This is a genomic window from Tomitella gaofuii, assembly GCF_014126825.1.
Classification (GTDB): domain Bacteria; phylum Actinomycetota; class Actinomycetes; order Mycobacteriales; family Mycobacteriaceae; genus Tomitella; species Tomitella gaofuii.
The window spans coordinates 1,793,873-1,820,346 of sequence record NZ_CP059900.1; the positions used below are offsets into that span (position 1 = coordinate 1,793,873).

Below are 26,474 nucleotides of genomic sequence, written 5' to 3' on the forward strand. Positions count from 1 at the left end.
CGCCGCCGGGGCCGTCCCCGGCGTCACCCCGCCGCGGCGATCGCCTTCTCCGCCAGCTCCGGCCGGCAGATGAGCAGGTCGGGCAGCCACGGGTCCTCGGCGTTGTACCGGATGGGGGAGCCGTCGATGCGCGAGGTGTGCAATCCTGCCGCCTGTGCCACGGCCACCGGGGCACACGAGTCCCACTCGTACATCCCGCCGGCGTGCGCGTAGATGTCGGCGTCGCCGCGCACCACCGCCATCGCCTTGGCGCCCGCCGAGCCTTTGCGCAGCACCTCGGCGCCCAGCGCGTCGGCGATCCGGGTGACGCGGTCGTTGCGGCGGTTGCGGCTGATGATCATGCGCACCCTGTCGCCCAGCATCGGCGGCACCGGCGCCACGGTGCCGCTGCTGTAGGTCACGCCCAGGGCGGGGACGGCGACGGCGCCGAGCACCACGCGGTGGTCGACGACGAGCGCCACGTGCACCGCCCAGTCGTCGTGGTCGAGCAGGCCGAACTCGTTGGTGCCGTCGAGCGGGTCCACGATCCACGTGCGGTCCGCAGTGAGGCGTGCGCCGGTGTCCGTGCCCTCCTCGGACAGCACCGCATCGTCGGGGAAGTGCTCGGCCAGGCGTGCGGCGATGTACTCATGGGCCTCCCGGTCACCGCTGTCGCGCAGCACGTAGGGGTCGATGGCCGACGAGTCGGAGCGCAGTTGCAGCAGCAGCTTCCCGGTGCTCTCGGCGATGTCGGCGGCGAGCGCCGCATCGGCGACCGGATCGTTGGTGTGCGCGCTCATCGTCTGCTCCCTCGCCCCGGTGCCGTGTCGTCTGGATCGACCCTAACGGGCCGCGGGGTCGGGCAGGCGGCGATCCGCGGGGAAACAGGGTGGAGACGGACCCCGTGCCGTGTCGGCATCGAGCGCGTCACCGAAGGAATGGCCCGGCTTGGTCGAGGAAGCTGATCGTGAGGGCGTCGCCGTCGAAGGAGGCGACCGCGTCCGGGTGTTCCCGGCGGAACGCCGCGGCGCCGGGTGCCGCGGCGTCGGCGGCAGCGACGGCGAATGTGGTGTCGCCGGTGCGCGTCATCCGGAACGTCTTCCGTCCCGGGCCGACGGTGAGGGTCGTCGTGTCGTTGCTCGTGCGGACAGTGGCCTCACCGTAGAAGGGGTTGGTGTAGACGCCGTCGAACGCGGGCAGCGGTGCTTTCCCGTTCGCCGGTGCAGCAGTTCCTGGTGGTGCGACGGCGCCCGGCGGTGCAGCCTCGTCGGCCGGGGCCGACCGGGTGAACCAGGCCGCCCAGTCCCGTTGCACCTCGCCGAACTGGACCAGGTCGGCGAACGTGGCGTTGACCGCTTGCGCCGCCGCGACCGGCCGTTCGGAAGTCGACACCCCGTTCGTCAGGGTGACGATGCCGACGCCGGCCGACGGGATCAGCGTCACGGCGGCGTCGGGGCCGGTCGGAGCGTCGGCGCCGGCGGTCCCGCCGCCGGTGATGACCACCCGGCCGGCGGCCGAATCGGTCACGCCGAATCCGTAGCCGCGGGCGACGCCGCGCGCGTCGATGGCGTCGGCGGCCTCGGTCGCCGTCTCCGGGGCCACCGCCTGCGGTGACAGCGCTGCGGCCAGCGGCTCGGCGGGGATGACGCGCACCCCCTGGTGCATGCCGCCGGAGAGCAGGAGACGCATCCATTGCGCCATGTCATGCGCAGAAGAGCTCAGCCCCCGTGCAGGTGCGACGGCGTCGGACCACGCGCGGTCGACGGAGGCGACGGTGCCGTCTGCGCCGACGAGTACCGGCGCGGAGCCGTCCGTGCGGGCGGCGAAATCCTGCGCACGGTAGCTCGTCGAGTCCATGCCGAGCCGATGGAACAGGCTCCTGGAGGACAGCGTCGCCCAATCGGTGCCGGCGGCGCGGGCGACGGCCTCGCCCGCGATCGTCGGCCCCAGAGCGCCGGGCCGGGCCGTAGTACGGAATCCGTCAAGCGGCAGCGACTCCAGACCGTCCAGCATCGTCTGGCGGTCCACGCCGATGTGGGCCGCGCTGATGGCGGCGTCCTCGGGCAGCCCCGCCATGCCCGTGAAGAGGTCGCCGAGGGTCGCGTGTGCGGTGACGTACGGGTCGGCCACCGCGAACTGCGGCATGAGTGCCCGGACGGGGGTCGACCAGGTCCGGCCCTCCGTCAATTGGGTGGCGACGACGGTGGCGGCGACCGGCGTGGACAGGGCGCCCAGCGGGAACACGGTGTTCGCGTCCACCCTCGCGCCGTCGGCGTCCGACGATCCCGAGCCCGGCGTTCCCGCCGCCGGAGCAGTTGCAGGGGCGGGCGGGGTGCGCGCACCGTAGCCCCGTTCGAAGACCACCGTGCCGTCGTGCACCACCGCGACCGCCATGCCGGTGACATCCGGGTTGCGCATCGCGTCGGCGGCGACGGCGTCGAGCCGGCCCACCGCATCGTCGATCCGTCCGTCGGGGATCGGGATCCCGGCGACCTGCCCGGGGACCGGCTCGGGGGTGGCCGCGGACCCGGTGGCGTCGGGCGCGGGGCCGGGGAGCGGCTGCGGCGTCGTGGTGCACGCGCCCGCCGCGGCAGCGATCGCGACCAGCCCCGCGACCGCGGCCAGCGCGCGGCGGCGTGCGGTCATCCGTGGGCCTCCGCACCCGGAATCCTGGTGTGCGCGGCGTAGTACCGGCGGCCGTGCGCGCGCTGGTAATGCCAGGCGACGGTGGGCACCGGCCCTCGCCGGTGCAGCCAGTAGCGTCGCGGCAGGGGCTCGGCCGGCCGGGTGCGGCCCACCTTGATCCGTGCGGTGACCACGCCCGGGCCCTCGTCCCCTGCGCGTTCGGCCAGCACGTGACCGTTCGCGTCGGCGATGAGCGTCGCGCCCTCGAGCCGCCCGCGGTACCGCAGCGGAGTCCACGGAAGGCGGCAGTCGACGGGGCCGCAGTGGGCGGCATGCACCAGTGGTGCGCCGACGTAGCGGGAGAAGTCGGCGGCGGCGCGGCGTGCGGTGGCCTCGTTGCGCGCCTCCCACCGGTCGAACAGCCCGCGGGGCCGCCACCGCGGCACGGTCCACCATCCCGAGCCGCTCATCATGACGTCGACGCGCCCACGCAGCCGCCGAGCGGTCCCGGTGCGCATGAGCTCCCAGCACACAGCCGCGCCCGCGGTCGCGCCGGCGAGGGCGCCGCCGGGGGAGCCGTCCGGCACGTCGATGAGTCCCGGGTCGTCGCCGCCGATGTAGAAGGAGTTCTCCCACATCGTCGGCAGGTCTTTGTCGTGCCGGCCGAGCAGTGCGCCGTCCGGTGCCGCGAGGAAGTACGCGTTGCGCACCTCGCCGTCGTCGTCCCGGCACAGGAACGAACCGCCCACCCACGCGCGGTGGCGCCGGGCCAGCCGCTGTAGCAGCGAGGTCGCCCTGCCGTCGGGACGCAGCGCCGCATGCGAGAGTGCGGGATCGAAGGCGATGCCGGTGGTGAAGAACTCGGGCAGCGCGATGATCCGTGCACCGCGTGCGCCGGCCTCGTCCGCCAGGTCCTCGCAGCGTCGCAGATTGTGGTCGACGTCCGCGGTCCGCGCATCCAACTGGACGGCCGCGGCCAGAACCCCCGCGGGCGCTGCGGAGCCCGGCCCGGGGGCTGCCGGGTCTCCGATCATGCGCCGCGGGCGGACTCGCCCGACTCGGCGCGGGTCATCGCGAGCACGTCGAGCCTGCGGTCGAGTTCCTCCTCGGTGATCGAGTCCGGAACCAGTCCGCTGTCCAGTACGGCCTGGCGAATGGTGGTCTTGTCGGCCAGCGCCTTCTTGGCCACCTTGGCCGCGGTCTCGTAGCCGATGGCGGAATTGAGCGGCGTGACGATGGACGGGGAACTCTCCGCCTGGGCGCGCAAGTGCTCCTCGTCGGCCTCGAGCCCGGCGATGCACCTGTCGGCGAAAAGCCGGGACACGTTCGAGAGCAGGCGCAGCGATTCGAGGACGTTGCGCGCCATCACGGGGATGTACACATTGAGCTCGAAGGCGCCGCCCGCGCCGGCCCACGCGACGGCCGCGTCGTTGCCCACCACCTGCGCCGCCACCTGGGTGACGGCCTCGGGCAGGACCGGGTTGACCTTGCCGGGCATGATCGAGCTGCCGGGCTGCAGGTCCGGCAGGCGGATCTCGGCGAGCCCGGTGAGCGGGCCGGAGCCCATCCACCGGACGTCGTTGGCGATCTTGGTCAACGACACCGCGACGGTGCGCAGCGCGCCGGAGGCCTCCACCAGGCCGTCGCGGGCCGCCTGCGCCTCGAACGAGTTGACGGCGGGGGACAGCATGTCGAGGTCCGCCGTGCGCCGGAGCTCCTCGACGACGCGGATGCCGAACCCGTCGGGGGCGTTGAGCCCGGTGCCCACGGCGGTGCCGCCGATGGGCAGCTCACCGAGGCGGGGGAGCGTCGCCCGCACCCGCTCGATCCCGGCCTGCACCTGACGCGCATAGCCGCTGAACTCCTGGCCCAGCGTGACCGGCACGGCGTCCATCAGGTGGGTGCGGCCGGATTTGACGACGGTCCACCATTCGGTGGCCTTGTCGGACAGGGCGCCGTCGAGGTGCTCCAGCGCGGGGATGAGCGTGTGCACCGCCATCTCCGCCGCGGCCAGGTGCACCGCGGTGGGGAAGGTGTCGTTGGACGACTGCGACATGTTGACGTGGTCATTGGGGTGCACCGTCACGCCGTCGGCGGCGGCGAGCGAGGCGATGACCTCGTTGGCGTTCATGTTGGAGCTGGTGCCGGAGCCGGTCTGGAACACGTCGATGGGGAACTGCGCGTCGTGGCGCCCCGCCGCGATCTGCTCGGCGGCGGCGATGATGGCGTCCGCCCGCGTCGCGTCGAGCAGGCCCAGCTCCTTGTTGACCCGCGCGCAGGCGGCCTTGAGCAGGCCCAGTGCGCGGATCTGCGCGCGCTCCAGGCCACGTCCGCTGATGGGGAAGTTCTCGACGGCGCGCTGCGTCTGCGCCCGCCACAGTGCATCGATGGGCACCCGGACCTCGCCCATCGTGTCGTGCTCGATCCGGAACCCGGCCGCGTCGTCGCTCATGGACTCCACCATGCCACCGACCGCGTGCGCGTGTGTGCGGGATGGCGCCCGGCGGCGGGCACGCGTCCGTCGGACGGTCACCGGCCCGCGCCGCCGCCGGGCCGCAGCGGGGCGCGGACGGCGGCGGCGAGCATGGCCACCGCAGTGTCGACGAAGTCCTCGTGCGCGAGCAGCACCGCCGGCTCCTCGTCGATGCGGCGCGCGCGGTCGGACAGCACGGCGGTGAGCATGCCGATGAGCATGGCCAGCCGCTCGCGCACCATCGGCTCCGGCAGCTCGCGGAGCAGGACATCGGCCAGCGCGTCGAGCTGGGCGCCGACGGAGCTGTGCCGCAGCGGCTGCGCCATCCGCCGCGTCGCGACTCCCGAGTGGCCGGCGAGTTGTGCGGTGATGCGCAGGAAATCCCTGCCGGACGGCGACCGCAGCTCACCGGAGACCGGCCGGACGATGATGTCCACAAGGCCGTCGGCGTCGCGTGGCAGGGGGCCGTGCGGTTGGCGGTCCTCGATGTCCGCCATGTGCCGGGCGATGATCGCCTGCAGCAGTCCGTGCCGAGAACCGAAGTGGTAATTGACCGCGGAATCGTTGCCCTGCCCGGCGGCCGCGACGATCTGCCGGGTCAGAGTGCCGTCGATGCCGTGGCGTGCGAAGAGACGCTCGCCGGCGGTCAGCAGCTTCTCGCGAGTGCTTCCGGAACGGTCGGCCATGGGCGTAGTCTAACAGTGACTGTTAATAACAGAAGCTGTTAGAGGAGTCGTCATGACCGTCACCGCAGGGCCCCGTGTCTACGATCCGTTCGACGAGGCGTTCCAGGCCGATCCGTACCCCGCCTACCGCGCGCTGCGCGACGACGACCCGGCGCACCGGCACGACGATCCGCCGTTCTGGGCGCTCTCGCGGTTCGAGGACGTCTGGCGCGCGGTCCGCGACAACGCGGCGTTCTCGTCGGAACAGGGGCTGACGTTCCACCCGGACGAGATCGGCGCGCTGGGCCTCGCCCCGACCATCGTCATGCTCGACCCGCCCCGGCACACGCGCTTGCGCAGCCTCATCGCGAAGGGGTTCACGCCGCACCGCGTCATGTCGATGGAGCCGGACATCCGCGCGTTCGTGCGTGCGCGGCTCGACGATGCGGGCGCCAGGGCCGCGGCCGGCGAGGACGTCGACCTGCACCGCGAGTTCTCCTCGCCCATACCGACGTTCGTCCTCGCCGAACTGTTCGGCCTTCCCGACGGCGACCGCGGGTTGTTCGACCCGTGGGTGCGGGCGCTCACCGCCATCCAGGACGGGGGCTTCGACCTGGGCGTGCTGGACGCGAAGGATGCGGTCGCGGAGATGTTCGGGTACTTCTCCGAGCTCATCAAGGAGCGGCGGGCGCATCCGGGCGAGGACATGATCAGCGTGCTCACCCAGGCCGAACTGGACGGGGAACGGCTCACCGACTGGGACATCCTGGGCTTCTGCTTCGTGCTGGTGGCCGGCGGCAATGACACCACCGGCAATCTCATCAGCCACGGCGTGATGCTGCTCGACTCGGACCACCGCCAGCGCGAACTGGTCGCGGCGGACAAGGACCTCATCCCCGGCGCGCTGCTGGAGTTTCTGAGGCTGGAGGGCTCCGTGCAGGGGCTGGCCCGCACCACGCTGCAACCGGTCCGCATCCACGGCATCGAGATCCCGGAGGGGCAGAAGGTGATGATGCTCTACGGCTCGGCCAACCGCGACGAGCGCGAGTTCGGGCCCGACGCGGACGCGCTCGACGTCACCCGGAAGATTCCGCGCCACCTGGGATTCAGCAGCGGCGTGCACTTCTGCATCGGCTCGCACCTGGCGCGCCTGCAGGCGCGCATCGCCTTCGAAGAACTGCTGGCCCGGCACCCGCACGTGGGCGTGGACCTGGGCCGCGCGGAACGCCTCCGCTCGGCATTCACCCGCGGCTGGGTGCGGCTGCCCGCCACCGGGCTCGACGCGACCTGACGACGCGACCTGACGACGCGGTGTGACGACGACGCCGCACGGCGGGGCCGACGGTGCGCGGATCAGGGCGGGCGATTATCCTCGCGCCGGCCGGGCGAAAGCGCCTGCGCAGTGCAAGCACGGTGGCCCGCAGCGGCCGGAAAGAGGGGACGAGTGCGCGTCTCGAGCGGGAACAGGAATGCCGGGCTCATCGCCGGGGCGGTGGCGGCCGTGGCGCTGACGGTGACGGGATGTTCGTCGGGCGACGGGGGCGACGCCGCTGCGGCGAGCGCCACGACGGCGCCCACCGCATCGCCGGAGGCGGGAACGGCCGGACCGTCGGCCACGTGGACCCCGGCGCCCGCCCCGTCCGGCACACCGGTCCTCGCGCCGTCCGGGGCGGCCCCCGCACCGGACGGCGGGGATGAGGGCGACAGTGCACAACAGGAAGGCGGTGCACAGGCCGGCGGCGCACAGGGTGGCCAGGAACTGACGCGCGATCAGGTCACCGAGCAGCTCAAAATGCTGCTGGGCGATCCGGACGAGGCGCGCTGGGAAGGCGACACGTTGCGTGTCACGATGAGCTGGGGCTCGGCGGACGTGGAAGGGATGGACGGCGTCTGCCAGGGTGCCCAAATGATCCTGCAGCAGTACAAGGGGACGCTGACCATGGACTTCCCCGACGGCACCACACGCACGTGCACACAGTGAACGGTTCCCGGTGATCATCCGCGACTGTTGACGACGAACGCCGAGGGGCGGTCCGGTGATCCGGGCCGCCCCTCGGCGTTCGGCCGACGCTGCCGCGTCCGGCGGCGTCAGTGCTGGAAGTCCGGGGTGGTGTACTCGCGCAGCTTGGACAGCCGGTGCTGGGCGTCGATCATCCGCACGGTGCCGGACTTGGACCGCATGACGATGGACTGCGTGGAGGCGCCGCCCGCGCGGTAGCGCACACCACGCAGCAGGTCGCCGTCGGTGACGCCGGTGGCGCAGAAGAAGATGTTCTCGCCGGTCACCAGCTCCTCGGTGGTGAGGACCCGGGACACGTCGTGGCCGGCGTCGACGGCCTTCTGCCGCTCGGCGTCGTCGGTGGGGGCCAGGCGGCCGTGCAGCGCGCCGCCCATGCAGCGCAGCGCCGCGGCGGCGATGATGCCCTCGGGCGTGCCGCCGATGCCGACGAGCATGTCCACCCCCGAGTCCGGGCGCGCGGCAGCGATGGCGCCGGCCACGTCGCCGTCGGAGATCAGGCGGATCCGGGCGCCCGTGTCGCGGACATCCTGGATGAGCTGCGCGTGCCGGGGCCGGTCCAGGATGCACACGGTGACGTCGGAGACGTCCGAATGCTTGGTCTTGGCCACCCGGCGGATGTTCTCGGCCGTCGGCGCCGTGATGTCGATGACGTCCGCGGCGTCGGGCCCCACGGCGATCTTCTCCATGTAGAACACGGCCGACGGGTCGAACATCGCGCCGCGCTCGGCGCACGCCAGCACGGCGATGGAGTTCGGCATGCCCTTGGCCATGAGGGTGGTGCCGTCGATGGGGTCCACCGCCACGTCGCAATCGGGCCCGTCGCCGTTGCCGACCTCCTCGCCGTTGAACAGCATGGGCGCCTCGTCCTTCTCGCCCTCGCCGATGACGACCACGCCATGCATCGACACGGAGCTGATCATGTGGCGCATGGCGTCGACGGCGGCGCCGTCCCCGCCCTCCTTGTCGCCGCGCCCCACCCAGCGTCCGGCGGCCATCGCCGCGGATTCCGTCACGCGGACCAGCTCCATTGCGAGGTTGCGGTCCGGGGCCTCACGGTGGGTGGGTTGCGCGCTGGTCGTCATCGGGCGATACCTCCTGGGAGCGTGTGGGATGGATTCTCGCAGAGTGTGCCACGAGGGGTGGCACCGGACTCGGTGTGCGGAACGGCGGCTGCGATACTGGTGTCGTGGCAGCCGACAAGCCGAGACTTTTCCACAGCAACCGCGACCTGGCGCTGTCGCTCATCCCATTGGTGATCATCTGCCTGGTCGTCGCGGGGCTCGCCGGCCAGTGCTCGTTCAGTCCCGGCGGACCTTCGCAGGGGCAGATCCCCCATTACGAGGCGGGTCCGGTGCTGCGCACCGACGCGATGAGGTACCAGTTCCCCATCCGCGAGCCCGCCAAGCCCGAGGGCTGGCACACCAACTCGGGCGGCAACGACGCGATCGACGGCAACGACGGCGGCGTCGCGGTGCGTGTGGGGTACATCACCGACTCCGGCGACTACCTCGAGGTGGTGCAGACCAACGCACGGCCGGCGGCGCTCGTCCGCTACATGGTGGACGAGAACCGCCCCGCGACCGGCAGCGAGTCCGTGGCAGGCGTCGAATGGACGGTGTACGCCCGCGAGGGTGCGGAGCCTGTATGGGCGGCCGATCGCGGCGACGTCCGATGGGGCATGACGGGCAGGGCGGGGGAGTCGGACCTGCGCCGGATGGCGACGGAACTGGCGCAGGCGCCCCCGCTGCCGGACCAGTGACCGACGCCGGACCGGTGTCCGATACCCGGCGGGGTGCCGCGTTCCGGCGGCGACGTATCGCAGCTCACACGGGCCGCGGGTCGCGGCCGAGGAACCCCAGGAACCGCTCGTAGGCGGTGGCATCGGGTCCTACGTCCACCGGATCGGCGAACATGCCGGGGGCGCGGATCGGGCCGCTCGTGGACGACAGGGCGAATGCCAGCGCCTCGGGGTCCACGTCGATGGGCGCACCGACGGCGCTGCCGATGTCCCAGGCGTGGGCCAGCAGGTCGGCGACGAGGATGGTGGCGAAATCCCCGGCCGTGGCCTCAGGCTTGGCTCTGCGCAGAAACTCCGGACCCGGCAGCCCCAGCCCGCCCGTCGCCATCGCCGCATCCGCCGCCCGCCGGGCCCGGTGGAACTCGACAGCCGGGTCCGCGCCGCCGAGGTGTTGCCCCGGCGACGGGGTGCCGGGCGTGCCCCAGGGCGCGATCTCGTCCTGCCCGCCGGCAGCAGCAGTGATCACGTCCCGGCCCCAGACGACGTGGGCGGCCACATCGCGCAGTGTCCATTCGGGGCAGCGCGAGGTGCGGTCCCACGCGTCCGGTGGGACGGCGGCCAGGACCTTGTCGACGGTGTCTGCGGCGCTGCGATTGGCTGCGATCACGTCCATGGGTCGATCATGCTCCGAACGTGCGGCCGCGGTGACGGTTTTATGCTTCCCCGGCGTCCCCGGCCTGGTCGGGTTCATCCTCCTGCAGTGCCTTCTCGATGCGGCGGCGCGCGCCGTCGAGGTGGAATTCGCAGCGCTTCGCCAGTTTCTCGCCGCGCTCCCACAGCGCGAGGGAGGCGTCGAGGTCCAGTCCGCCCTGCTCGAGCACGCGGACCACGTCGACGAGCTCGTCGCGCGCTTGCTCGTAGCCGAGATCTTCCACGGGCGTCTCAGTTTCGTTCACGTGCCTGTTCCCCTGTCATCGACTGCTTGAAGTCTGCGGACCCGTGCGGGCCCGTCCGGTGATGCCGGCGGTGCGCGTGCGGTCAGGTGTCACGGTTGATCACCGCGGCCCGCACCGCGCCGTCCGCCACCCGCACCCGCAGCTGCGCGCCCGGCGGCGCGTCGTCGACAGTGCGGAGAACCTCCGCCGTGCCGTCCGCGCGGATGTGCTGGACCACGGCGTAACCGCGGTCGAGCGTGGCCGAGGGGCCCAGCGTGGCCAGGCGTGCGCGCAAATGCTCGACCGACTGCCGCTCCGAGTCGACCGCGCGCCGCACGTCCCGCCGCACCGCGTCACGCAGCCGCAGCACCTCGTCGTCCAGACGTGCTATCGCGCCGAGCGGATCGGCCAGGACGGGGCGGCTGCGGATCTGCTCCAGCCCGCGGACCTCCCGGTCCACCCAGCCGCGCAGGGCCCCGCGCTGCGGGTGCGCAGCTCCGCCAGCAGCGCCCGCTCCGCCGCGACGTCCGGGACAACGCGCTTCGCCGCGTCGGTGGGCGTGGCGGCGCGGAGGTCGGCGACGAGGTCCAGCAGCGGGCTGTCGGGCTCGTGCCCGATCGCGCTGACCACGGGAGTGGTGGCGGCGGCGACCGCCCGGCACAGCGCCTCGTCGGAGAACGGCAGCAGGTCCTCCACGCTCCCGCCGCCGCGGGCGATGATGATCACCTCGACCTCGGGGTCGGCGTCGAGCTCGCGGAGTGCGTCCACCACCTGCGGTACCGCGGACGTGCCCTGCACGGCGGTGTTGCGCACCGTGAACCGCACGTCGGCCCAGCGTTGCTGTGCGACGGAGAGCACGTCACGCTCGGCGGCGCTCGCCCGGCCGGTGATCAGCCCGATCGTCCCCGGCAGGAACGGCAAGGGGCGCTTGAGGCGCGGATCGAACATGCCCTCCGCTGCGAGGAGCTTGCGCAGCCGCTCGATGCGGGCGAGCAGCTCGCCGATGCCCACGGCCCGGATCTCGGTGACCCGCAGCGACAACGTGCCCCGGCCGGTGTAGAAGGTCGGCTTGCCGTACACCACCACCCGGCTGCCCTCGGTGAGGGGGACGGGCGCATCGCGCAGCAGCGTGGGGGAACACGTGACCTGCAGCGACATGTTGGCGGACGGGTCGCGCAGGACGACGAACGCCATCCGTGTGCCGGGACGGGCGTTGATCTGGGTGATCTCGCCCTCCACCCAGATCGAGCCCAGCCGGTTGATCCACTCGGAGATCTTCGTCGCGACGACGCGCACCGGCCACGGCTGCTCGGCACTGCTCGCTTGCGCCGATCCGGCCGGCCGGCCGCGGACGGCGCCCGCGGCGGCCGGCTGGCCGTCGGCGCCGGTCACTTGCCCGCGACGCTGGTCAGCCGGTTCTCCAGCATCGTCAGGTACGGCGCGCGGGCCGACCCGGCGCGTTCGTAGTCCAGCAGGGCCGACAGGTCGCCGGTGCCCATGGCGCGCAGGCGCGTGCGCAGCTGGGCCAGCGTCAGGTCGTCGTACCCGATCTCGTCCGCGATCGCCGGGGCGCCGGGTTCGGCTACGTCCACGACGGCGGCCTCCCGGGCGCGGCCCCGGGTGGCCGCGCCCGGGGTGGAGTAGAGCGCGAACCTGCCGAGCGATCCATTGCCGTCGGCTGCCGGGCCCCGCCGCTCCGCGGCGTCCGCTCCCCCGGGAGTCGGGACGGAGCGTGCGGCCGGTGCGGGATCGCCGGCGTCGTCCGCCTCGTCGTCGAACACCGCCCACGCAGGCTTTTCCTTGGCCGGATACAAGAACGCAAAGGCGTCGTCGCCCCGGATGGCCAGACTGGTCATGGTCTGCTGCAAGCGCATGCTGCTCTGCAGCAGCAGACTCACCGAGGTCATCGGGAGTGCGACGGCGGTCGTCGGCAGCTGGCGGACCTCGTCGGCGACGGTGAGCACGATTCCGGCGGCGACGCGCGCCATGAACGGGGGACGGATCATGCCTCCAGGGTGCACTATGCGTGTCGCACCGGAAAGCGCAAGGTGTGTTCTGTCGTGTCGGTACGTACCCTGGGGGCATGTCTGCTTCTGTTGATGCTGTCGGCCGGAATGCTGTCGGCCGGGATGGTGCCGGCGGTGGGAAACGCGTACTCCTTGCGGAACCGCGCGGATACTGCGCCGGTGTCGACCGGGCCGTGGAGACGGTCGAGCGCGCGCTGGAGAAGCACGGCGCCCCCGTTTACGTGCGCAAGGAGATCGTGCACAACCGGCACGTGGTGGACACGCTGACCGAGCGCGGTGTGGTGTTCGTCGATGAGACGGACGAGGTCCCCGAGGGGGCGATCCTCGTGTTCTCCGCGCATGGCGTATCGCCGGCGGTGCGGGACTCCGCGGACGAGCGCAGCCTGCACACTATCGACGCGACCTGCCCGCTGGTCACCAAGGTGCACCAGGAGGCCAAACGGTTCGCCCGCGGCGACTACGACATCCTTCTCATCGGCCACGACGGTCACGAAGAGGTCGAGGGGACCGCAGGCGAGGCGCCGGAGCATGTGCAGCTGGTCAGCGGGCCGGAGGCCGTGGGCTCGGTCACGGTGCGCGACGAGGACAAGGTCATCTGGATCTCGCAGACCACCCTCAGCGTGGACGAGACGATGGAGACCGTGCGCAAGCTGCGCGAGCGCTTCCCCAAGTTGCAGGACCCGCCGTCGGACGATATCTGCTATGCGACGCAGAACCGGCAGGTGGCGGTGAAGGAGATGGCGCCGCGGTGCGACCTGGTGATCGTCGTCGGCTCGCGCAACTCATCCAATTCGGTGCGACTCGTGGAGGTCGCGCTGCAGGCGGGCGCCCAGGCGGCGCACCTGGTGGATTACGCACGCGAGGTCGACCCGGCCTGGCTGAAGGGCGTGACGACGGTGGGCGTCACCTCTGGTGCTTCCGTGCCTGAGGTGCTCGTCCGCGGCGTGCTCGATCTGCTGAGCGAGCACGGCTTCGGCGATATCGAGACGGTGCGCACCGCGCAGGAGTCGTTGGTCTTCTCACTTCCACGGGAGCTGCGGCCCAGCCGGATGCTCAAGGTGGCGGACGTCACCAGCTGACCGTCGATCCTGGTCCGCTCCGCGGAGCGCAGTCGAGGATCCAGACGCCGATGCGGCCCGCGCGAAGCACGCGCGGGCCGCATTTTCTGTCCGTCGATTCGTGGCGCGGTGCGGGTTCAGTCGCCCCGGTAGCGCACATGGGGGACGGGATGCGCGGGATCTGCGTCGTGCATACGCGCGGCGCCGCGGTGCCCGTCCGCGGCGTGCCCGACGGCGACTCTGCGGGCTGCGCGCGCCGCAGTGCCGTCGGGCGACGATGTCCGTGGCATGCGCCGGGACTCGACCCGCGCAGCCGCGGCGACTTCGCCGGAGGTCGTCCTTCGTCGGGGGCTCGTGCCGGCACGCGGCGGCACGGGATTCGACCGGGGCGTGCCGCCGGCGTCGCGCGGCCCGCCGGGCTCGAAGGGAGGATCCGCCGCCGCGGCGCGGCGGCGGGACCGCCCGGGATCGCCGCCGGAGCGTGTTCGGCCCTGCGCGCGTGTGCGTTCGTCTCGGCTGTCGGCCGCAGCCGTTGCGGAGCGCGCCGCCCTGCCGCGGTCGACGCGGCGTGCACCTCGTGCCGGCCTCTGCCGGTTTCCTCCCGGCGAGGGCGTGTCGTCTGCTGCCGGTCCGCCGGCCGACGTCTTCTTCGCCGGGTTCTTGGTCGTTCCACGGGCGGCGACCCGCCGTTCCTGCACGTAGAGCGTGAGCCGGAATGCGCCGATGACGACCACGATGACGGTCGTCACGATCATCGTGGGGAACCTGTCGATCAGCGGGAGCGCCATATCGAACAGGATTCCCTTGAGCCCCGCGGCAGGGTTGTCCGCGAAACTCCGGTACGCCAGGGGCACCGCGACGAGCAGAATCAGAGGCGGTTGCGCCATCGCGGTGAACAGCGACCGGTTGCGCACCATCAGCACCGCCGCGACGCATCCGAGGAAGTACAGGACTGTGAAGATCCACGTCAGCTGGCTGCCGCGGGCGGAGTCGACGAGGAACCCGACAAGGGTGGCCGCGACCGCGCAGGCCAGAGCGCCCCACCAGGGCACGCCGGGCGTCGTGGCCAGGACTGAGCGTTGGTCCAGGGGTACCCGGCCGCGGCGTCGCGGCGAGGTGCGCGGTGAATCGGTCACCTACCGAGGTTAACCGTTCCTCCGCTCGCGGCGCCGTCGGCCGCATCGTCGGCGTTGTGCGTGTCCGCCCATCCGACGACCCGCGGAACCGACTCGACCTGGCGAATCGGCGGCAGATCTGTATCGCTCATCTGCAGCTCGGAGAGACGGCGTGCGGTCACCATCACCCGCGACTCGAAGGACGCGGCGGTGGAATTGAACGATTCGACGGCCTTGCCGAGGCGGTCGCCGACGCGGTCGAAGTGACGCGCCATCGTGTCCAGCCGGCGGGCCAGTTCCGTGCCCAGCGAGTGGATGGTGCGGGCTTCCTGGGACAGCGCCTCCTGACGCCAGCCCAAAGCAACGGTGCGCAGAAGCGCGACGAGGGTGGTGGGGGTGGCGAGCACGACGTTCTTCGCCATCGCGTACTCGAACAGACCTTTGTCGGTGGATACTGCGGCGTCGAGGAACGGATCGCCGGGGACGAAGAGCACCACGAACTCCGGAGTGGGGTCGAATGCGCGCCAGTAGGCTTTGGCCGCGAGCTTGTCGACGTGCGCACGCAGCTGCGAGGCGTGGGAGAACATCAACTTCTGGCGTTCTTGCTCGCGGGTCGCGGACAGGGCGTCGAGGTAGGCGGACAACGGGACCTTCGCGTCGACGACGATCCGGCGGCCGCCGGAGAGGCGGATGATCATGTCGGGACGCACGCGCGCGGTAGGGCCGTCGTCGGCGGCGTCGGCGGTGACCTGAGTGTCGAAATCACAGTGCCGCGCCATCCCCGCGAGTTCCACCACGCGCTCGAGCTGAAGCTCGCCCCATCTGCCGCGCACCTGCGGGGCGCGTAGCGCGGAGACCAGGCGGGTGGTCTGGGTGGACAGTTCGCGGTTGGAATGATGCATGGCGGCCACTTGCTCGCTGATGCCCGCGTAGGCGCCGACACGGTCGTGCTCGAGCAACCGCAGCTGCTCGCTGAGAGCGCCCAGCGCATCCTGCAGGGGCGCGACCACCTGCCCCATCCGCTCGCCGATCTCCCCGGCGTTGCGGCGGGCCGCCTCGTCGTTGACCGACCCCAGCGACGCCTCCCAGGTCCGGCGGCCCTCCTCGCGGGCGTCCATGGTGGCCTCTGCGCGCGCCAGCCGGTCTCCGACACGCGCCGCATGCGCCAGCCAGCCGACGATGGCGCCGATTGCCAGTGCAGCGACCAGCATGACGGCCGTGATCACATCCATGGCCACGATCCTGCACGACGGGTCCGACAATTCGGCGCGGCCCACGCCGTCCGCCGCGGCGCGCACGTCCGGCACCGGACGATCACCGGCCGCGGAGTTGTCGGTGCGGTGCTCTACCGTCGGCGGCATGAGGATCCTGCACACTTCCGACTGGCACATCGGCCGGACCTTCCACGGCGTGGACCTGCTGGCGGACCAGGAGAGCGTCCTCGCGGAGATCGCCGGCATCGTCAGCCGCGAACAAGTGGACGTGGTGGTCCTGGCGGGAGACGTGTACGACCGTTCGGTGCCGGGCGCGGAGGCGGTGCGGGCCTGCAACCGTGCGCTGGTGGCATTGCGGGAGGCGGGTGCGACGATCGTTGCGACGTCGGGCAACCATGATTCGCCGGCGCGCTTGGGAGCGGGCGCCGACTTCGCGGCCGCCGGGGGCCTGCATCTGTTCACCACCGTCGGCGGTGTGACACGTCCGGTCGTTCTGGAGGATGAGCACGGTCCGGTCCGGTTCTACGGCGTGCCCTTTCTGGAACCGGACGTCTGCCGGCGCGAGCTCGGTGTTCCCGCCGCCCGCACGCACGAGGACGTGCTGACGGCCGCGATGGACCTGGTGCGCGCAGATCTCACGGCCGCCGCGGCCGTGAACGAGGGGGCACGATCCGTGGTCATAGCGCACGCCTTCGTCGTCGGCGGCGATGCCACCGATTCCGAACGGTCCATCTCCGTGGGGGGAGTGGAGACGGTGCCCGCAGCGGCGTTCGAGGGGGTGGACTACGCGGCGCTCGGGCACCTGCACACTCCGCAAGAGATCCGTTCCTGGCTGCGCTATTCAGGTAGCCCGTTGCCCTACTCCTTCGGTGAGCGCAGCGACGCGAAGGGTGTGTGGATCGTGGATCTCGGCGCCGAGGGGCTGGAGTCGGTGCGCAAGGTGCCACTGACCTCCGTGCGGGGCTTGAGCCGCCTCACCGGCACGCTGCAGGACTTGCTGGACGGTGAGGAATATGCGGACGCGGAGCAGGACTACGTGTCGGCGCTGCTGGTGGACGAGCGCCGTCCGCAGGATCCGATGCGCCGGCTGCGCGAGCGATTCCCGCACGCGGTGCACCTGGAGTGGGAGCGGCCGGGCGGCAACCCGGAGCTGCGCTATCGCGAGCGGGTGCGGGGGCGTGATGACGTCCAGATCGTCCGCGCATTCCTCGACGATATGCGGGGCGAGGCGACGGACGAGGAGATGTCGCTGGTGTCGCAGGCGCTGGCGGCCGTCACCGCGGAGAAGGAGGGGGAGCGGTGAGACTGCATTCGCTCGCGATGACCGGGTTCGGTCCGTTCGCGGACACCCAACATGTGGACTTCGGCGCATTGGGCGCGGACGGGTTGTTCCTGTTGCATGGGCAAACCGGCGCCGGCAAGACCACCGTGCTCGACGCCGTGGCCTTCGCGCTGTACGGCACCGTGCCCGGGGCACGCCAGGACGGGCGCCGACTGCGCTCCGACCACGCCGCGCCCGGGACGCCCACCGAGGTGTCCCTCGAAGCGACTATCGGCGGCCGGCACCTGCGGATCCGTCGCAGCCCCGAGTACATGCGCCCGAAGAAGCGTGGTGAGGGCGAGACCAAGGAGAACGCGAAGGCCACCCTGGAATGGCTCGACGGCCACGGCGAGAACCTCAGCCGCGTTAACGATATCGGGGGCAAGATAGCTTCCTTGCTGGGCATGAGCGCCGAGCAGTTCTTCCAGGTCGTGCTGCTGCCGCAAGGGGAGTTCGCGAAGTTCCTCAAGGCGGAGACCAGCACCCGCGCGTCCCTGCTGGAGAAGCTCTTCGACACGGCACGGTTCAGCGATGTCGAGCAGTGGTTCGCGGAGCGGCGGCGTGCGGTGTCCGGGGCGTTCGAACACGGAAGGCAGGCGGTCGCCGTCGCGGTCGACGGACTCACCACCGCGGCCGGTGACCTCGCGGCGGCCCCGTCCGACGCGTCCGGGAACGGTGACGGCGAAAGCGGCGACGACGGTGTCGACACGGAAGGCGCCGTGTCGGGCGACGGGCTGCGGGACGTCGATCCGGTCTCGTGGGCGGAATCCGTGCGGGAGCGTGCTGAATCCGCTGCCGCGCGCACGGAGGACGAGCTGCACACGCTGCGGAAGACGGCTGCGGAGGCCCGCACGCGGGCGGATCGCGAGCGGGAACGGGCGCAAGCGCAACGTCGGCGTGCGGAGGCGTGTGCCGCGGTCGCGGAGTTCGAGCAGGGGCACGAGGCCAGGGCGCGCGCGACGGCGGAACTCGGCGCCGCGCGTCGTGCAGTGCAGGCAGGGTGGGCGGAGCGATCCAGGAGCGCGGCCGAATCGGACCGGGATGCGGCCGTGACGCGCCGCGACGCGCTCGCCGCCGCCTTCGCCGCTCACGACGAGGAATCCGCCGCCGTCCTGGAAGCGGCGACGTCCGACGACGGTGGCATCGACTCGGTCGCGCTCGAGGCTGGTACACGCCGGCTCGATGAGGAACTCGTCCGTCTGGACGCCGCCGCAGAAGACGAGGTCGCGTTGACCGGCCTCATCTCGGAGCAGTCGCAGGCGACGGAACGATGCGAACGTGCCGGGGCCGAGCTGCAGGCCGTCCTGGGCCAGTCGGAGGCGTTGCCCGCGTTGATCGAGCGGGTACGTGATGAGCGTGACCGCGCGTCGCAGGCGGCGACTGTGCTGCCGGCACAGGCCGAGGCTTTGGACGCGGCGAGGACGATTGAAGAAGCGGCGCTGGCGATTCCGGCTGCGCGGGCCGCGCAGGAGCGCGAGGCCGCTGCCGTCGCAGACGTCGAGTCCCGTTACAACGATGCGCGTGAGCACGCGCTGAACCTACGGGAGCGGCGGCTTGACGGCATGGCCGCGGAACTCGCCGGCGAACTTCGTGCGGGGGAGCCGTGTGCAGTGTGTGGATCCGAGCAGCACCCGAGGCCGGCGGTGGCAGCGGAGGGGTCGGTGACTCAGCAGGACGAGGACTCCGCGACGCGCGAAGTCGACACGCTCGCACGGCGATGGGACGCGGCACGCCGGTCGCTGCGGGATGCCGAGATGGAACTCGCCGCCCAGGTGCAGAAGGCGGACGGCGTGGGCGCCGACGATGCAGCGCGACGTCGCGTGGCGGCAGAGGAGGCCCACGCGGAGAGCGCGCGCCTCGCGGGACGGCTCGACGAGGCCACATCGCGGCTCGAGAGCCTGGAGCTGCAGCGGGGAGCGCTGCAGGCGGACATTGAAACGCGGCGGCAGGCGAAGTCCGAACTGGACTCGCGTGCTGCGGGACTGAGTGCGCGGATCGACGCGGTCCGTGAGCGGTTGCACGCCGCGGTGGGGCGGCACACGGGCGTACGCGAGCGCGCCGTGGAGCTCCGTGCGATCCGTGCGAGGGCGGAGGAACTGCGCGGGGCCGTCGCGGAAACCGACGCCGCGGCGGAGGCGTTGCGCAAGGCGCAGAAGGCGGTGGTGGATGCGGCCGTCGAGGCCGGTTTCGAGGGCGCCGACGAGGCTCTCGCGGCGGTGCGCACGGCGTCGCGGTGCGCTGAGATCGATGCCGAGCTGGCGGCCGCCCACGAGGCCGTCGCCAGTGCCCGCTCGGTGCTCGAAGAGCCTGACATCGTCGCTGTCGCCGACCTGCCGCCCGCCGACACCGCATCGGCCTCGGCGGCGTCCACGGAGGCCGACGACCGGCTCGAGGCGGCCGTGCGTGCGCAGGACCAGGCGCGCACGCGGCTGACGGCAGTGACCGAGCAGGCGGAACGCGTGGGCAAGGCCGTCGCGGCGCTCGCCCCGTTGCGGGACGAGCACGTGCGGCTCTCCGCGCTCGCGGACGTGATGAAAGGTGACGGCGAGAATGCGCGCCGGATGTCACTGCGGTCCTACGTTCTCGCTGCACGACTCGAGGAAGTCGCATTGGTGGCGTCGCAGCGACTGCGTGTGATGTCCGGAGGCCGCTACGAATTCGTTCACACCGAGGCGACCATCAAACGCGAGCGGCGAGGAGGGCTGGGCCTCGATATCCTCGATGCCAACACCGGCGCCGTCCGGCCGACGTCCACCCTCTCCGGCGGTGAGACTTTCATGGCGTCGCTGTCGCTGGCGCTCGGGCTGGCCGACGTGGTGTCGGAAGAATCCGGCGGCATCCGTCTGGAGACGCTGTTCATCGACGAGGGTTTCGGCACTCTCGACGCCGAAACCCTCGACGTGGTGATGGGCGTGCTCGATGAGCTGCGCGACGGGGGCAGGGCAGTGGGCATCGTCAGCCACGTCGCCGAGATGCGGCACCGTATTCCCAGCAGGCTGCACGTGGTCAAGGGGGAGGCCGGTTCGTCGCTGCAGACGGCGGGCGCGCGCGTCGGCTGAGTCCGTGCGCGGCGGTGCTCAACCGTCGCCGCGGCTGCGGCGGATGAGCCGTTCCACCAGCGAACCGCGGGGTTCCTCCGCCCCGGCCGACTCGGAGCGATCCGTGTCCTCCGGGGGCGGCTCGCCGGCGCCGGCCGTTCCCGAAGCTTCGGGCAGCCCCACACCGCCGGCGGCCGGCAACGGCGAAACCTGGGCGTCGACGTGCTCACTGATATAGCGCACGAACACCGCTACCACTGCGGCGACGGGCACCGCGAGGAACGCGCCGACGATGCCCCAGAGGCTGCCGCCGGCCGTCACGGCCAGCAGCACCACCACCGGGTGCAAGTCCATGGACCTGCTCTGCAGCATCGGGCTCAGCACGTTTCCCTCGAGCTGCTGCACGGCGATGATGAGCGCAAGCACGATCAGCGCGGTGGTCCAGCCGTTCGCCACCAGCGCGACGAGCACCGCCAATGCTCCCGCGACGAAGGCGCCGACGATGGGGATGAAACCGCCGAAGAATGTGATCACCGCCAGCACGCCGGCCAGCGGTACGCCGATGATCACCAGGCCGACGCCGATGAACAGCGCGTCGATGAAGGCGACGAGCGCCTGTGTGCGGATGAAGCCGCCGAGCGTCGACCACATCCGCTGCAGCACCTCTTCGACATGGTGCGAGGCGGGACCGCCGGTGGATCGGTGCATCCACGGAAGGAACTTGGGGCCGTCCTTGATGAAGAAGAACACCAGCACCACGATCAGCAGCAACGTCACGACCACCGAGCCTGCGGTGCTCACTCCGGTGAACACGCCCTGCGCGATCGTCGAGGCGCTGGACTGCACCTTGCTGGTGATGGCGTGGACGGCCTCGTTGATCTGCTCGGGACGGATGTTGAACGGCGGCCCCGTCAGCCAATCCTGAACCTTGTTGACGCCCTCGACCGTCCTGTCGGCGAGCGGGCCGATCTGGTTCATGACCGACGGCACGATGCCGGCGATGACGGCGGCGAGCACGATCAGCCCGCCCACCATCGTGGTCAACGCGGCCACTGCGGGCGGAACCCGGTGCCGTTGCATCCAACCGCTGATGGGCCACAGCACGGTCGCCATGATGGTGGCGATGAGCACCGGGAGGACGATCACCCAGATCTTGCCCAACAGGTAGTCGATCAGCCACAGGGCTCCGAGAATGAGGATGATGCGCAGGCTCCACTCGGCGAGCCACCGACCGCCGCGTCCGATCACCTCGCCGCGCGTGCGTGCAGGGGTGTGCTGCGACATCAATCCTCATTTCACAATCGGGGTACAGCGGAAGACACGCCGATGGAGCGCACGCCGCTGATCGTCTCCCATCATCGCCGATGATCGGCCGCGGATAGGCGAATCCGCCCGCGTGTCACGCATCTCGGCCCCGCGGCGGACGGAGCGGGCTACGGTGAGCCGATGACCGTTCGGGGAGGTGGCGGCCGGATCGTCTCCGTGGCCCGCGATGCGGGTCGCCGCGCGGGCCGCATCCTGGGTACGGCGTCGTATCTGCAGAAATGGCTCGTCCTCGGCGTGCTCATCGGCGTGATCGCAGGCCTCGGCGCGATCGGCTTCTATTGGCTGCTGACGCACGCGACGGATCTGCTGCTCGTGGGCCTGGGTGGCTATACGCCGCCCCATCCCGATGCCGCCGGCGGTGGTGCCCCCGGCGGCATCGGCTTCTCCGACTTCACGCGGCCGTGGGCGATTCCGCTCGTCGTCGGCGGCGGCGCGCTGGCGTCCGGCCTGCTGGTCTTCACTTTGGCACCGGAGGCCGAGGGGCATGGCACCGATGCGGCGATTGCGGCGATCCACCGCAACCCCCGCCAGATCGCGGTGCGCACGGTGATCGTGAAGATCGTCGCCTCGGCGTTGACGATCGGCTCCGGCGGATCCGGCGGACGCGAGGGGCCGACGGCGCAGATCTCGGCCGGGTTCGCCTCGTTGCTCACGCGGTTTCTGGACCTGCGGCCGGCGGACGGCCGGATCGCCGTGGGCGTGGGCATCGGATCCGGCATCGGCGCGATCTTCGGAGCTCCTCTGGGCGGCGCGGTGCTGTCCGCGTCGATCGCCTACAAGAACGACGTCGACAGCCGGATGCTCATCCCCGGATTCATCACGTCGATCACCGCCTATGCGGTTTTCGGCAGCGTCGAGGGGTACACGCCGCTGTTCGGCGATGCCACCGTCGGATACGTCTTCGACGACCCGGTCCACTTGGTCTGGTTCGCCGTCATCGGTGTTCTGGCCGGGGTGGTGGGGATCGCCTACAGCCGCACCTTCTATGCGACGGCCCGGCTGACGAAGCGGCTGCCGGGCGCGGGCCGCGCGGCACGCATCGGCAAGGCCACCGTGGGCGGGATCCTGGTGGGCCTGCTCGCGCTGGCCGTCCCGCAGGTGCTCGGAAGCGGATACGGGTGGGCGCAGATGGCGCTGGACCGGTCCGGACTGCTGTCGTTGCCATTGTGGATCGTGCTCGTTCTCCCCGCCGCGAAGATCCTGGCCACCGCGCTGTCGATCGGGTCGGGCGGCTCCGGCGGAATCTTCGGTCCCGGCATGGTGATCGGCGCCTTCGTCGGCGGGGCGGTGTGGCGGGTGCTGGAGGCGGTGGGCGCACCGTCGGTTCCCGACAATCCGGCGGTGTTCGTCGTCGTGGGCATGATGGCGTGCTTCGGCAGCGTGGCACGAGTACCGCTGGCGGTGATGCTCATGGTGGGGGAGATGACCGGCAGTTACACAGTGCTCGTGCCCGCGATGCTGGCCGTCGGTCTGGCATACCTGATCGTGCGGCAGGCAGGCGACACGATCTACAGCGAGCAGGCGGACAGCCGTGAGACCGAATACGCTGCGCGCGTCGGCTCCGCGCTTCCACTGCTGGACCGTGTGTCGGTGCGCAGCGTCGTTTCTGCGGCACCGGTCGTACTGTCCTCCCGCGATACCTGGCGCGACGCCGAATCGACACTGCGCGCCGCCGGCGTCGTCAGTGCGCCGGTCACGGACGCGGACGGTCGTTTCGTCGGCGTGCTCGCCGCCGCGCGGCGCATCGGATCGGCCGATTCGGGCATCGGGCCCTCCATCGACCGCGTCGCGGCGGCCGTGGGAATCGACCGGAATCTGGACGAGGCGCTCACGGTGCTGCCTGCGGGAATGGAGTCGGCTCAGAGGTGGGCGCCGGTGGTGGATGAGGAGCGAATGCTGCGCGGGGTGGTCACCGTGCACGGCGTCGTGCGTGGCTACAAGGCCGCGCTGCATACCGACGCCACGCGCTTCCACGGCGTCTCCAAGAACGCCGATGTGGTGGACGTTCCGATAGCCGCGGGCTCGACGTTGGTGGGGGCAGGCGTGGCCGGCCCGGAGGTACCGGACGAGGTGATCGTGCTGTCGGTCCTGCGTGGCGGAGCGGTCCTGCAGGGCGCGGACGGGGTCGCTTTCCAGGAGGGGGACGTGGTGACCGTGCTCGGACCTCCCCGCAGGCTGACCGAGTTTCGTGACTGCGCGTTCGGCGCCGACGAGGTGCGAACGACCACAACGTAGACTCTGGAGATCGTGAGTCTGACCCTCGGTATCGTCGGCCTGCCCAACGTCGGCAAGTCCACGCTGTTCAACGCCCTTACCCGTAACGACGTGCTCGCTGCGAACTACCCGTTCGCCACCATCGAGCCCAACGTCGGCGTCGTCGAGCTTCCGGACGCGCGGCTGCTCCGGCTCGCGGAGATCTTCTCGTCGGAGCGGATCCTGCCCGCCACCGTGTCGTTCGTCGATATCGCCGGCATCGTCAAGGGCGCCTCCGAGGGGGAGGGGATGGGCAACCAGTTCCTCGCCAACATCCGCGAGGCCGACGCCATCTGCCAGGTGGTGCGCGTGTTCGACGACGGCGACGTGGTGCACGTGGACGGGCGCATCGACCCGCTCGCCGATATCCAGGTGATCGAGACCGAGCTGATCCTGGCCGATATCCAGACATTGGAGAAGGCCCTGCCGCGCCTGGAGAAGGAGGCGCGCAAGAATAAGGACCTCGCCGAGACCGTCGCCGCGGCCAAGCAGGCGCAGGAGATCCTCGACGCGGGGCGCACCCTGTTCTCGGCGCAGGACGAGATCGACGGGCCTGCGCTGCGCGAGCTGCATCTGATGACGACGAAGCCGTTCCTGTACGTGTTCAACGCGGACGAGGGCGTCCTCACCGACGAGGATCGCAAGACCGAGCTGCGCAAGGCGGTCGCGCCCGCCGACGCGGTCTTCCTCGACGCGAAGGTCGAGTCCGAACTCCTCGAGCTCGACGCCGAAGACGCGCTGGAGCTGCTCGAATCGGTGGGACAGGCCGAGCCGGGGCTGGACTCGCTGGCGCGAGCCGGCTTCCACACCCTGGGGTTGCAGACGTATCTCACCGCAGGACCGAAGGAATCGCGCGCGTGGACCATCCGCAAGGGCGATACCGCCCCCAAGGCCGCCGGCGTGATCCACACGGATTTCGAGAAGGGCTTCATCAAAGCGGAGATCGTCTCTTTTTCCGAGCTCGACGAGGCCGGATCCATGGCCGCCGCAAAGGCCGCCGGCAAGGTGCGCATGGAGGGCAAGGACTATGTCATGGCCGACGGGGACGTGGTCGAGTTCAGGTTCAATGTCTAAAAAAGACCGTCTGACCAGGGGTTTTACCTTCGCAGCTACCGATCTGGCTCGGCGGACGAGTTCCGATCTGCCATTAGTTGCTAAGCGTTTGCCCCGCTGACCTGGGACTTTCATCGGCCCCCGCGGAACTTCCGCAGGGGTCAATTCTCGTTTCCGCGGTGCGGGAGCGTCTCTGGGGCGCAGCCTCGGCTGGCCTGCTCCGGGATGGGTTCGAGTCGTTCTACGCGCGATCTCTCGGCAGGTGCGCTGACTCAATGGAGTGAGTCCCCTGTGGTGGTGTAAATCGGGTCCTGGATCGTTCGGCGTGTCGAAGCCGGAGGTGAAGCGGCCACCGCGTGATGCTCTGTGAGTACCGATCAAAGAACTCACGAGGAAGCGACCACGCGATGGCCATGGACCAGTCTGCACTACTCGAGATCACCCGGATGCTCCAGTCCGCCGACGACGGCACGATGATCCGCACCCTGCTCGCCACGTTCCTGCAGGTGTTCGTCGACGCCGAAGCAACCGCCCACATCGGCGCCGACCGCTACCAGCGCAGCGACACGCGCACCACCAGCCGCAACGGCACCCGAGACAAGACGATCACCACCACCAGCGGCGACGTGACGGTGAAGATTCCGAAACTGCGGGCCGGGTCGTTCTTCCCGTCGCTGCTCGAGCCGCGCCGGCGTATCGACGTCGCCCTCAAGGCGGTGATCATGGAGGCGTACGTGCACGGCACCTCGACCCGCAAGGTCGACGAGCTGGTGTCCGCGCTCGGCGCCGACACGGGCATCTCCAAATCCGAGGTCTCGCGTATCTGCGCCGACCTGGACGAGGACGTGGCCGCGTTCAATACGCGCGAGCTGTCCGGCCAGCAGTTCCCGTACGTGTTCGTCGACGCCACCTACTGCAAGGCCCGTGTCGGGGGCGACCGAACGGGCAAGGGGTCGCGGGTGTGTTCGCAGGCGGTGGTCATCGCCACCGGAGTGAGCGTCGACGGCCGCCGCGAGGTCCTCGGCTGCGCCGTCGGCGACAGCGAGACCGAGGCGTTCTGGGCCGAGTTCCTGCGTGGGCTGCGCGGCCGTGGCCTGTCCGGGGTCCGCCTGGTGGTCTCCGATCACCACCTGGGGCTGATGAACGCCATCAGCGCCGTGTTCGTCGGCGCCGCGTGGCAGCGGTGCCGCGTCCATTTCATGCGCAATGTCCTCACCCGCGTACCCAAAGGGCATGCGGAGATGGTCGCCGCCGCGATCCGCACCGTGTTCTCCCAGCCCGATGCGCCCGCGGTACGCGGGCAGGTCGACGAGGTCGCCGGCATGCTCGAGCGGCAGTTCCCGGCGGTGGCCGACATGTTGTTGCGGTTGACCACGTGCGTGCTCATCGACGCCCATGACGAATGGCAGGCCACCGGCAGGCGCTACCTGTCGGAGGAATCGATGACCCTGCTCCGCGCGACCGTCAACACCGCCGTCGAGGCAACACCCGATACAGCGGAGGTGATGGACAAAGCCGCTTAGACTACCTCATACTGAATCAGTCACAGCGCAACGCGCACAACGGTTTACACCACGCTACGGGACTCCATCACTCAATGAGCAGTCTGACTCAAAAGTCGGTCGCCTCAACGC

21 protein-coding genes and 2 pseudogenes are annotated in these 26,474 nt (G+C 70.9%); 10 read left to right on the forward strand and 13 right to left on the reverse strand.

Annotated features, from left to right (window positions below; all coding sequences use genetic code 11):
• Positions 1-23: 23 nt before the first annotated feature.
• The 5 genes from H4F70_RS08465 to H4F70_RS08485 form a co-directional block, all read right to left on the reverse strand.
• A complete protein-coding gene (locus H4F70_RS08465; protein ID WP_182348236.1) occupies positions 24-779 on the reverse strand; it encodes a 3'(2'),5'-bisphosphate nucleotidase CysQ in 756 nt (251 codons plus the stop codon).
• A gap of 127 nt (positions 780-906) precedes the next feature.
• Positions 907-2,625: a serine hydrolase domain-containing protein gene (locus tag H4F70_RS08470; RefSeq protein WP_182359821.1), complete on the reverse strand. Its 1,719-nt coding sequence runs from the start codon at positions 2,623-2,625 to the stop codon at positions 907-909.
• On the reverse strand, positions 2,622-3,638 hold the full coding sequence (locus H4F70_RS08475) for a carbon-nitrogen hydrolase family protein (RefSeq protein WP_182359822.1): 1,017 nt from the start codon (positions 3,636-3,638) through the stop codon (positions 2,622-2,624). The genes H4F70_RS08470 and H4F70_RS08475 overlap by 4 nt, the downstream gene beginning before the upstream one ends.
• Positions 3,635-5,056, reverse strand: a complete 1,422-nt coding sequence (locus H4F70_RS08480) for a class II fumarate hydratase (protein ID WP_182359823.1) — start codon at positions 5,054-5,056, stop codon at positions 3,635-3,637. The genes H4F70_RS08475 and H4F70_RS08480 overlap by 4 nt, the downstream gene beginning before the upstream one ends.
• 77 nt (positions 5,057-5,133) lie before the next feature.
• Entirely contained in the window at positions 5,134-5,763 is a 630-nt protein-coding gene (locus tag H4F70_RS08485) for a TetR/AcrR family transcriptional regulator (RefSeq protein ID WP_220471788.1), read from the reverse strand.
• Between the two features lie 52 nt (positions 5,764-5,815).
• Here H4F70_RS08485 and H4F70_RS08490 point away from each other — a divergent pair, with 52 nt between their 5' ends.
• Both H4F70_RS08490 and H4F70_RS08495 read left to right on the forward strand, forming a co-directional pair.
• Positions 5,816-7,033 (forward strand): cytochrome P450, encoded by a 1,218-nt coding sequence (locus H4F70_RS08490; protein WP_182348240.1) that lies wholly within the window; start codon positions 5,816-5,818, stop codon positions 7,031-7,033.
• A gap of 153 nt (positions 7,034-7,186) precedes the next feature.
• Positions 7,187-7,723, forward strand: coding sequence for a hypothetical protein (locus H4F70_RS08495; protein ID WP_182359824.1), 537 nt, complete (start codon positions 7,187-7,189; stop codon positions 7,721-7,723).
• A 107-nt stretch (positions 7,724-7,830) separates the two neighbouring features.
• Here the strand turns inward: H4F70_RS08495 and glpX are convergent, their stop codons facing one another.
• Positions 7,831-8,844 carry a class II fructose-bisphosphatase gene (gene glpX, locus H4F70_RS08500; protein ID WP_182348242.1) on the reverse strand — a complete coding sequence of 338 codons (1,014 nt, stop codon included), beginning with the start codon at positions 8,842-8,844 and terminating at the stop codon, positions 7,831-7,833.
• A 104-nt stretch (positions 8,845-8,948) separates the two neighbouring features.
• Between glpX and H4F70_RS08505 the strand changes: the two genes are divergently transcribed.
• Positions 8,949-9,521 carry a DUF4245 domain-containing protein gene (locus tag H4F70_RS08505; protein ID WP_182359825.1) on the forward strand — a complete coding sequence of 191 codons (573 nt, stop codon included), beginning with the start codon at positions 8,949-8,951 and terminating at the stop codon, positions 9,519-9,521.
• A 64-nt stretch (positions 9,522-9,585) separates the two neighbouring features.
• Here the strand turns inward: H4F70_RS08505 and H4F70_RS08510 are convergent, their stop codons facing one another.
• The 4 genes and pseudogenes from H4F70_RS08510 to H4F70_RS08525 form a co-directional block, all read right to left on the reverse strand.
• Positions 9,586-10,173 carry a TIGR03086 family metal-binding protein gene (locus H4F70_RS08510; RefSeq protein ID WP_182359826.1) on the reverse strand — a complete coding sequence of 196 codons (588 nt, stop codon included), beginning with the start codon at positions 10,171-10,173 and terminating at the stop codon, positions 9,586-9,588.
• 40 nt (positions 10,174-10,213) lie between these two features.
• Positions 10,214-10,456 carry an exodeoxyribonuclease VII small subunit gene (locus H4F70_RS08515; RefSeq protein ID WP_182348245.1) on the reverse strand — a complete coding sequence of 81 codons (243 nt, stop codon included), beginning with the start codon at positions 10,454-10,456 and terminating at the stop codon, positions 10,214-10,216.
• A gap of 82 nt (positions 10,457-10,538) precedes the next feature.
• Positions 10,539-11,731 (reverse strand): annotated as a pseudogene (gene xseA / locus H4F70_RS08520) (exodeoxyribonuclease VII large subunit).
• 92 nt (positions 11,732-11,823) lie between these two features.
• Positions 11,824-12,441 carry a lipid droplet-associated protein gene (locus tag H4F70_RS08525; RefSeq protein ID WP_182359827.1) on the reverse strand — a complete coding sequence of 206 codons (618 nt, stop codon included), beginning with the start codon at positions 12,439-12,441 and terminating at the stop codon, positions 11,824-11,826.
• A 77-nt stretch (positions 12,442-12,518) separates the two neighbouring features.
• Between H4F70_RS08525 and H4F70_RS08530 the strand changes: the two genes are divergently transcribed.
• The gene (locus tag H4F70_RS08530) at positions 12,519-13,541 is read left to right on the forward strand and encodes a 4-hydroxy-3-methylbut-2-enyl diphosphate reductase (protein ID WP_182359828.1); all 1,023 of its coding nucleotides are present in this window, start codon (positions 12,519-12,521) and stop codon (positions 13,539-13,541) included.
• A 116-nt stretch (positions 13,542-13,657) separates the two neighbouring features.
• On the opposite strand, the gene H4F70_RS08535 is transcribed toward H4F70_RS08530, so the two are convergent.
• Both H4F70_RS08535 and H4F70_RS08540 read right to left on the reverse strand, forming a co-directional pair.
• Positions 13,658-14,656 (reverse strand): DUF6542 domain-containing protein, encoded by a 999-nt coding sequence (locus tag H4F70_RS08535; RefSeq protein ID WP_182359829.1) that lies wholly within the window; start codon positions 14,654-14,656, stop codon positions 13,658-13,660.
• Positions 14,653-15,867: a DNA recombination protein RmuC gene (locus tag H4F70_RS08540; protein ID WP_182360270.1), complete on the reverse strand. Its 1,215-nt coding sequence runs from the start codon at positions 15,865-15,867 to the stop codon at positions 14,653-14,655. The genes H4F70_RS08535 and H4F70_RS08540 overlap by 4 nt, the downstream gene beginning before the upstream one ends.
• A 127-nt stretch (positions 15,868-15,994) precedes the next feature.
• On the opposite strand from H4F70_RS08540, the gene H4F70_RS08545 reads away from it, so the two are divergent.
• Both H4F70_RS08545 and H4F70_RS08550 read left to right on the forward strand, forming a co-directional pair.
• Positions 15,995-17,152 (forward strand): exonuclease SbcCD subunit D, encoded by a 1,158-nt coding sequence (locus H4F70_RS08545; protein ID WP_182359830.1) that lies wholly within the window; start codon positions 15,995-15,997, stop codon positions 17,150-17,152.
• Positions 17,149-20,229, forward strand: a complete 3,081-nt coding sequence (locus tag H4F70_RS08550) for an AAA family ATPase (protein ID WP_182359831.1) — start codon at positions 17,149-17,151, stop codon at positions 20,227-20,229. The genes H4F70_RS08545 and H4F70_RS08550 overlap by 4 nt, the downstream gene beginning before the upstream one ends.
• Positions 20,230-20,247: 18 nt before the next feature.
• On the opposite strand, the gene H4F70_RS08555 is transcribed toward H4F70_RS08550, so the two are convergent.
• Positions 20,248-21,492, reverse strand: coding sequence for an AI-2E family transporter (locus H4F70_RS08555; protein WP_182359832.1), 1,245 nt, complete (start codon positions 21,490-21,492; stop codon positions 20,248-20,250).
• 162 nt (positions 21,493-21,654) lie between these two features.
• Between H4F70_RS08555 and H4F70_RS08560 the strand changes: the two are divergent.
• The 4 genes and pseudogenes from H4F70_RS08560 to H4F70_RS08570 form a co-directional block, all read left to right on the forward strand.
• Positions 21,655-23,073 (forward strand): annotated as a pseudogene (locus H4F70_RS08560) (chloride channel protein); the annotation flags it as partial.
• A gap of 51 nt (positions 23,074-23,124) precedes the next feature.
• On the forward strand, positions 23,125-23,769 hold the full coding sequence (locus H4F70_RS20970; RefSeq protein WP_338064916.1) for a CBS domain-containing protein: 645 nt from the start codon (positions 23,125-23,127) through the stop codon (positions 23,767-23,769).
• Between the two features lie 12 nt (positions 23,770-23,781).
• Positions 23,782-24,861 carry a redox-regulated ATPase YchF gene (gene ychF, locus H4F70_RS08565; RefSeq protein ID WP_182359834.1) on the forward strand — a complete coding sequence of 360 codons (1,080 nt, stop codon included), beginning with the start codon at positions 23,782-23,784 and terminating at the stop codon, positions 24,859-24,861.
• A 386-nt stretch (positions 24,862-25,247) separates the two neighbouring features.
• Positions 25,248-26,363 (forward strand): IS256 family transposase, encoded by a 1,116-nt coding sequence (locus tag H4F70_RS08570; RefSeq protein ID WP_182359835.1) that lies wholly within the window; start codon positions 25,248-25,250, stop codon positions 26,361-26,363.
• Positions 26,364-26,474 lie beyond the last annotated feature (111 nt).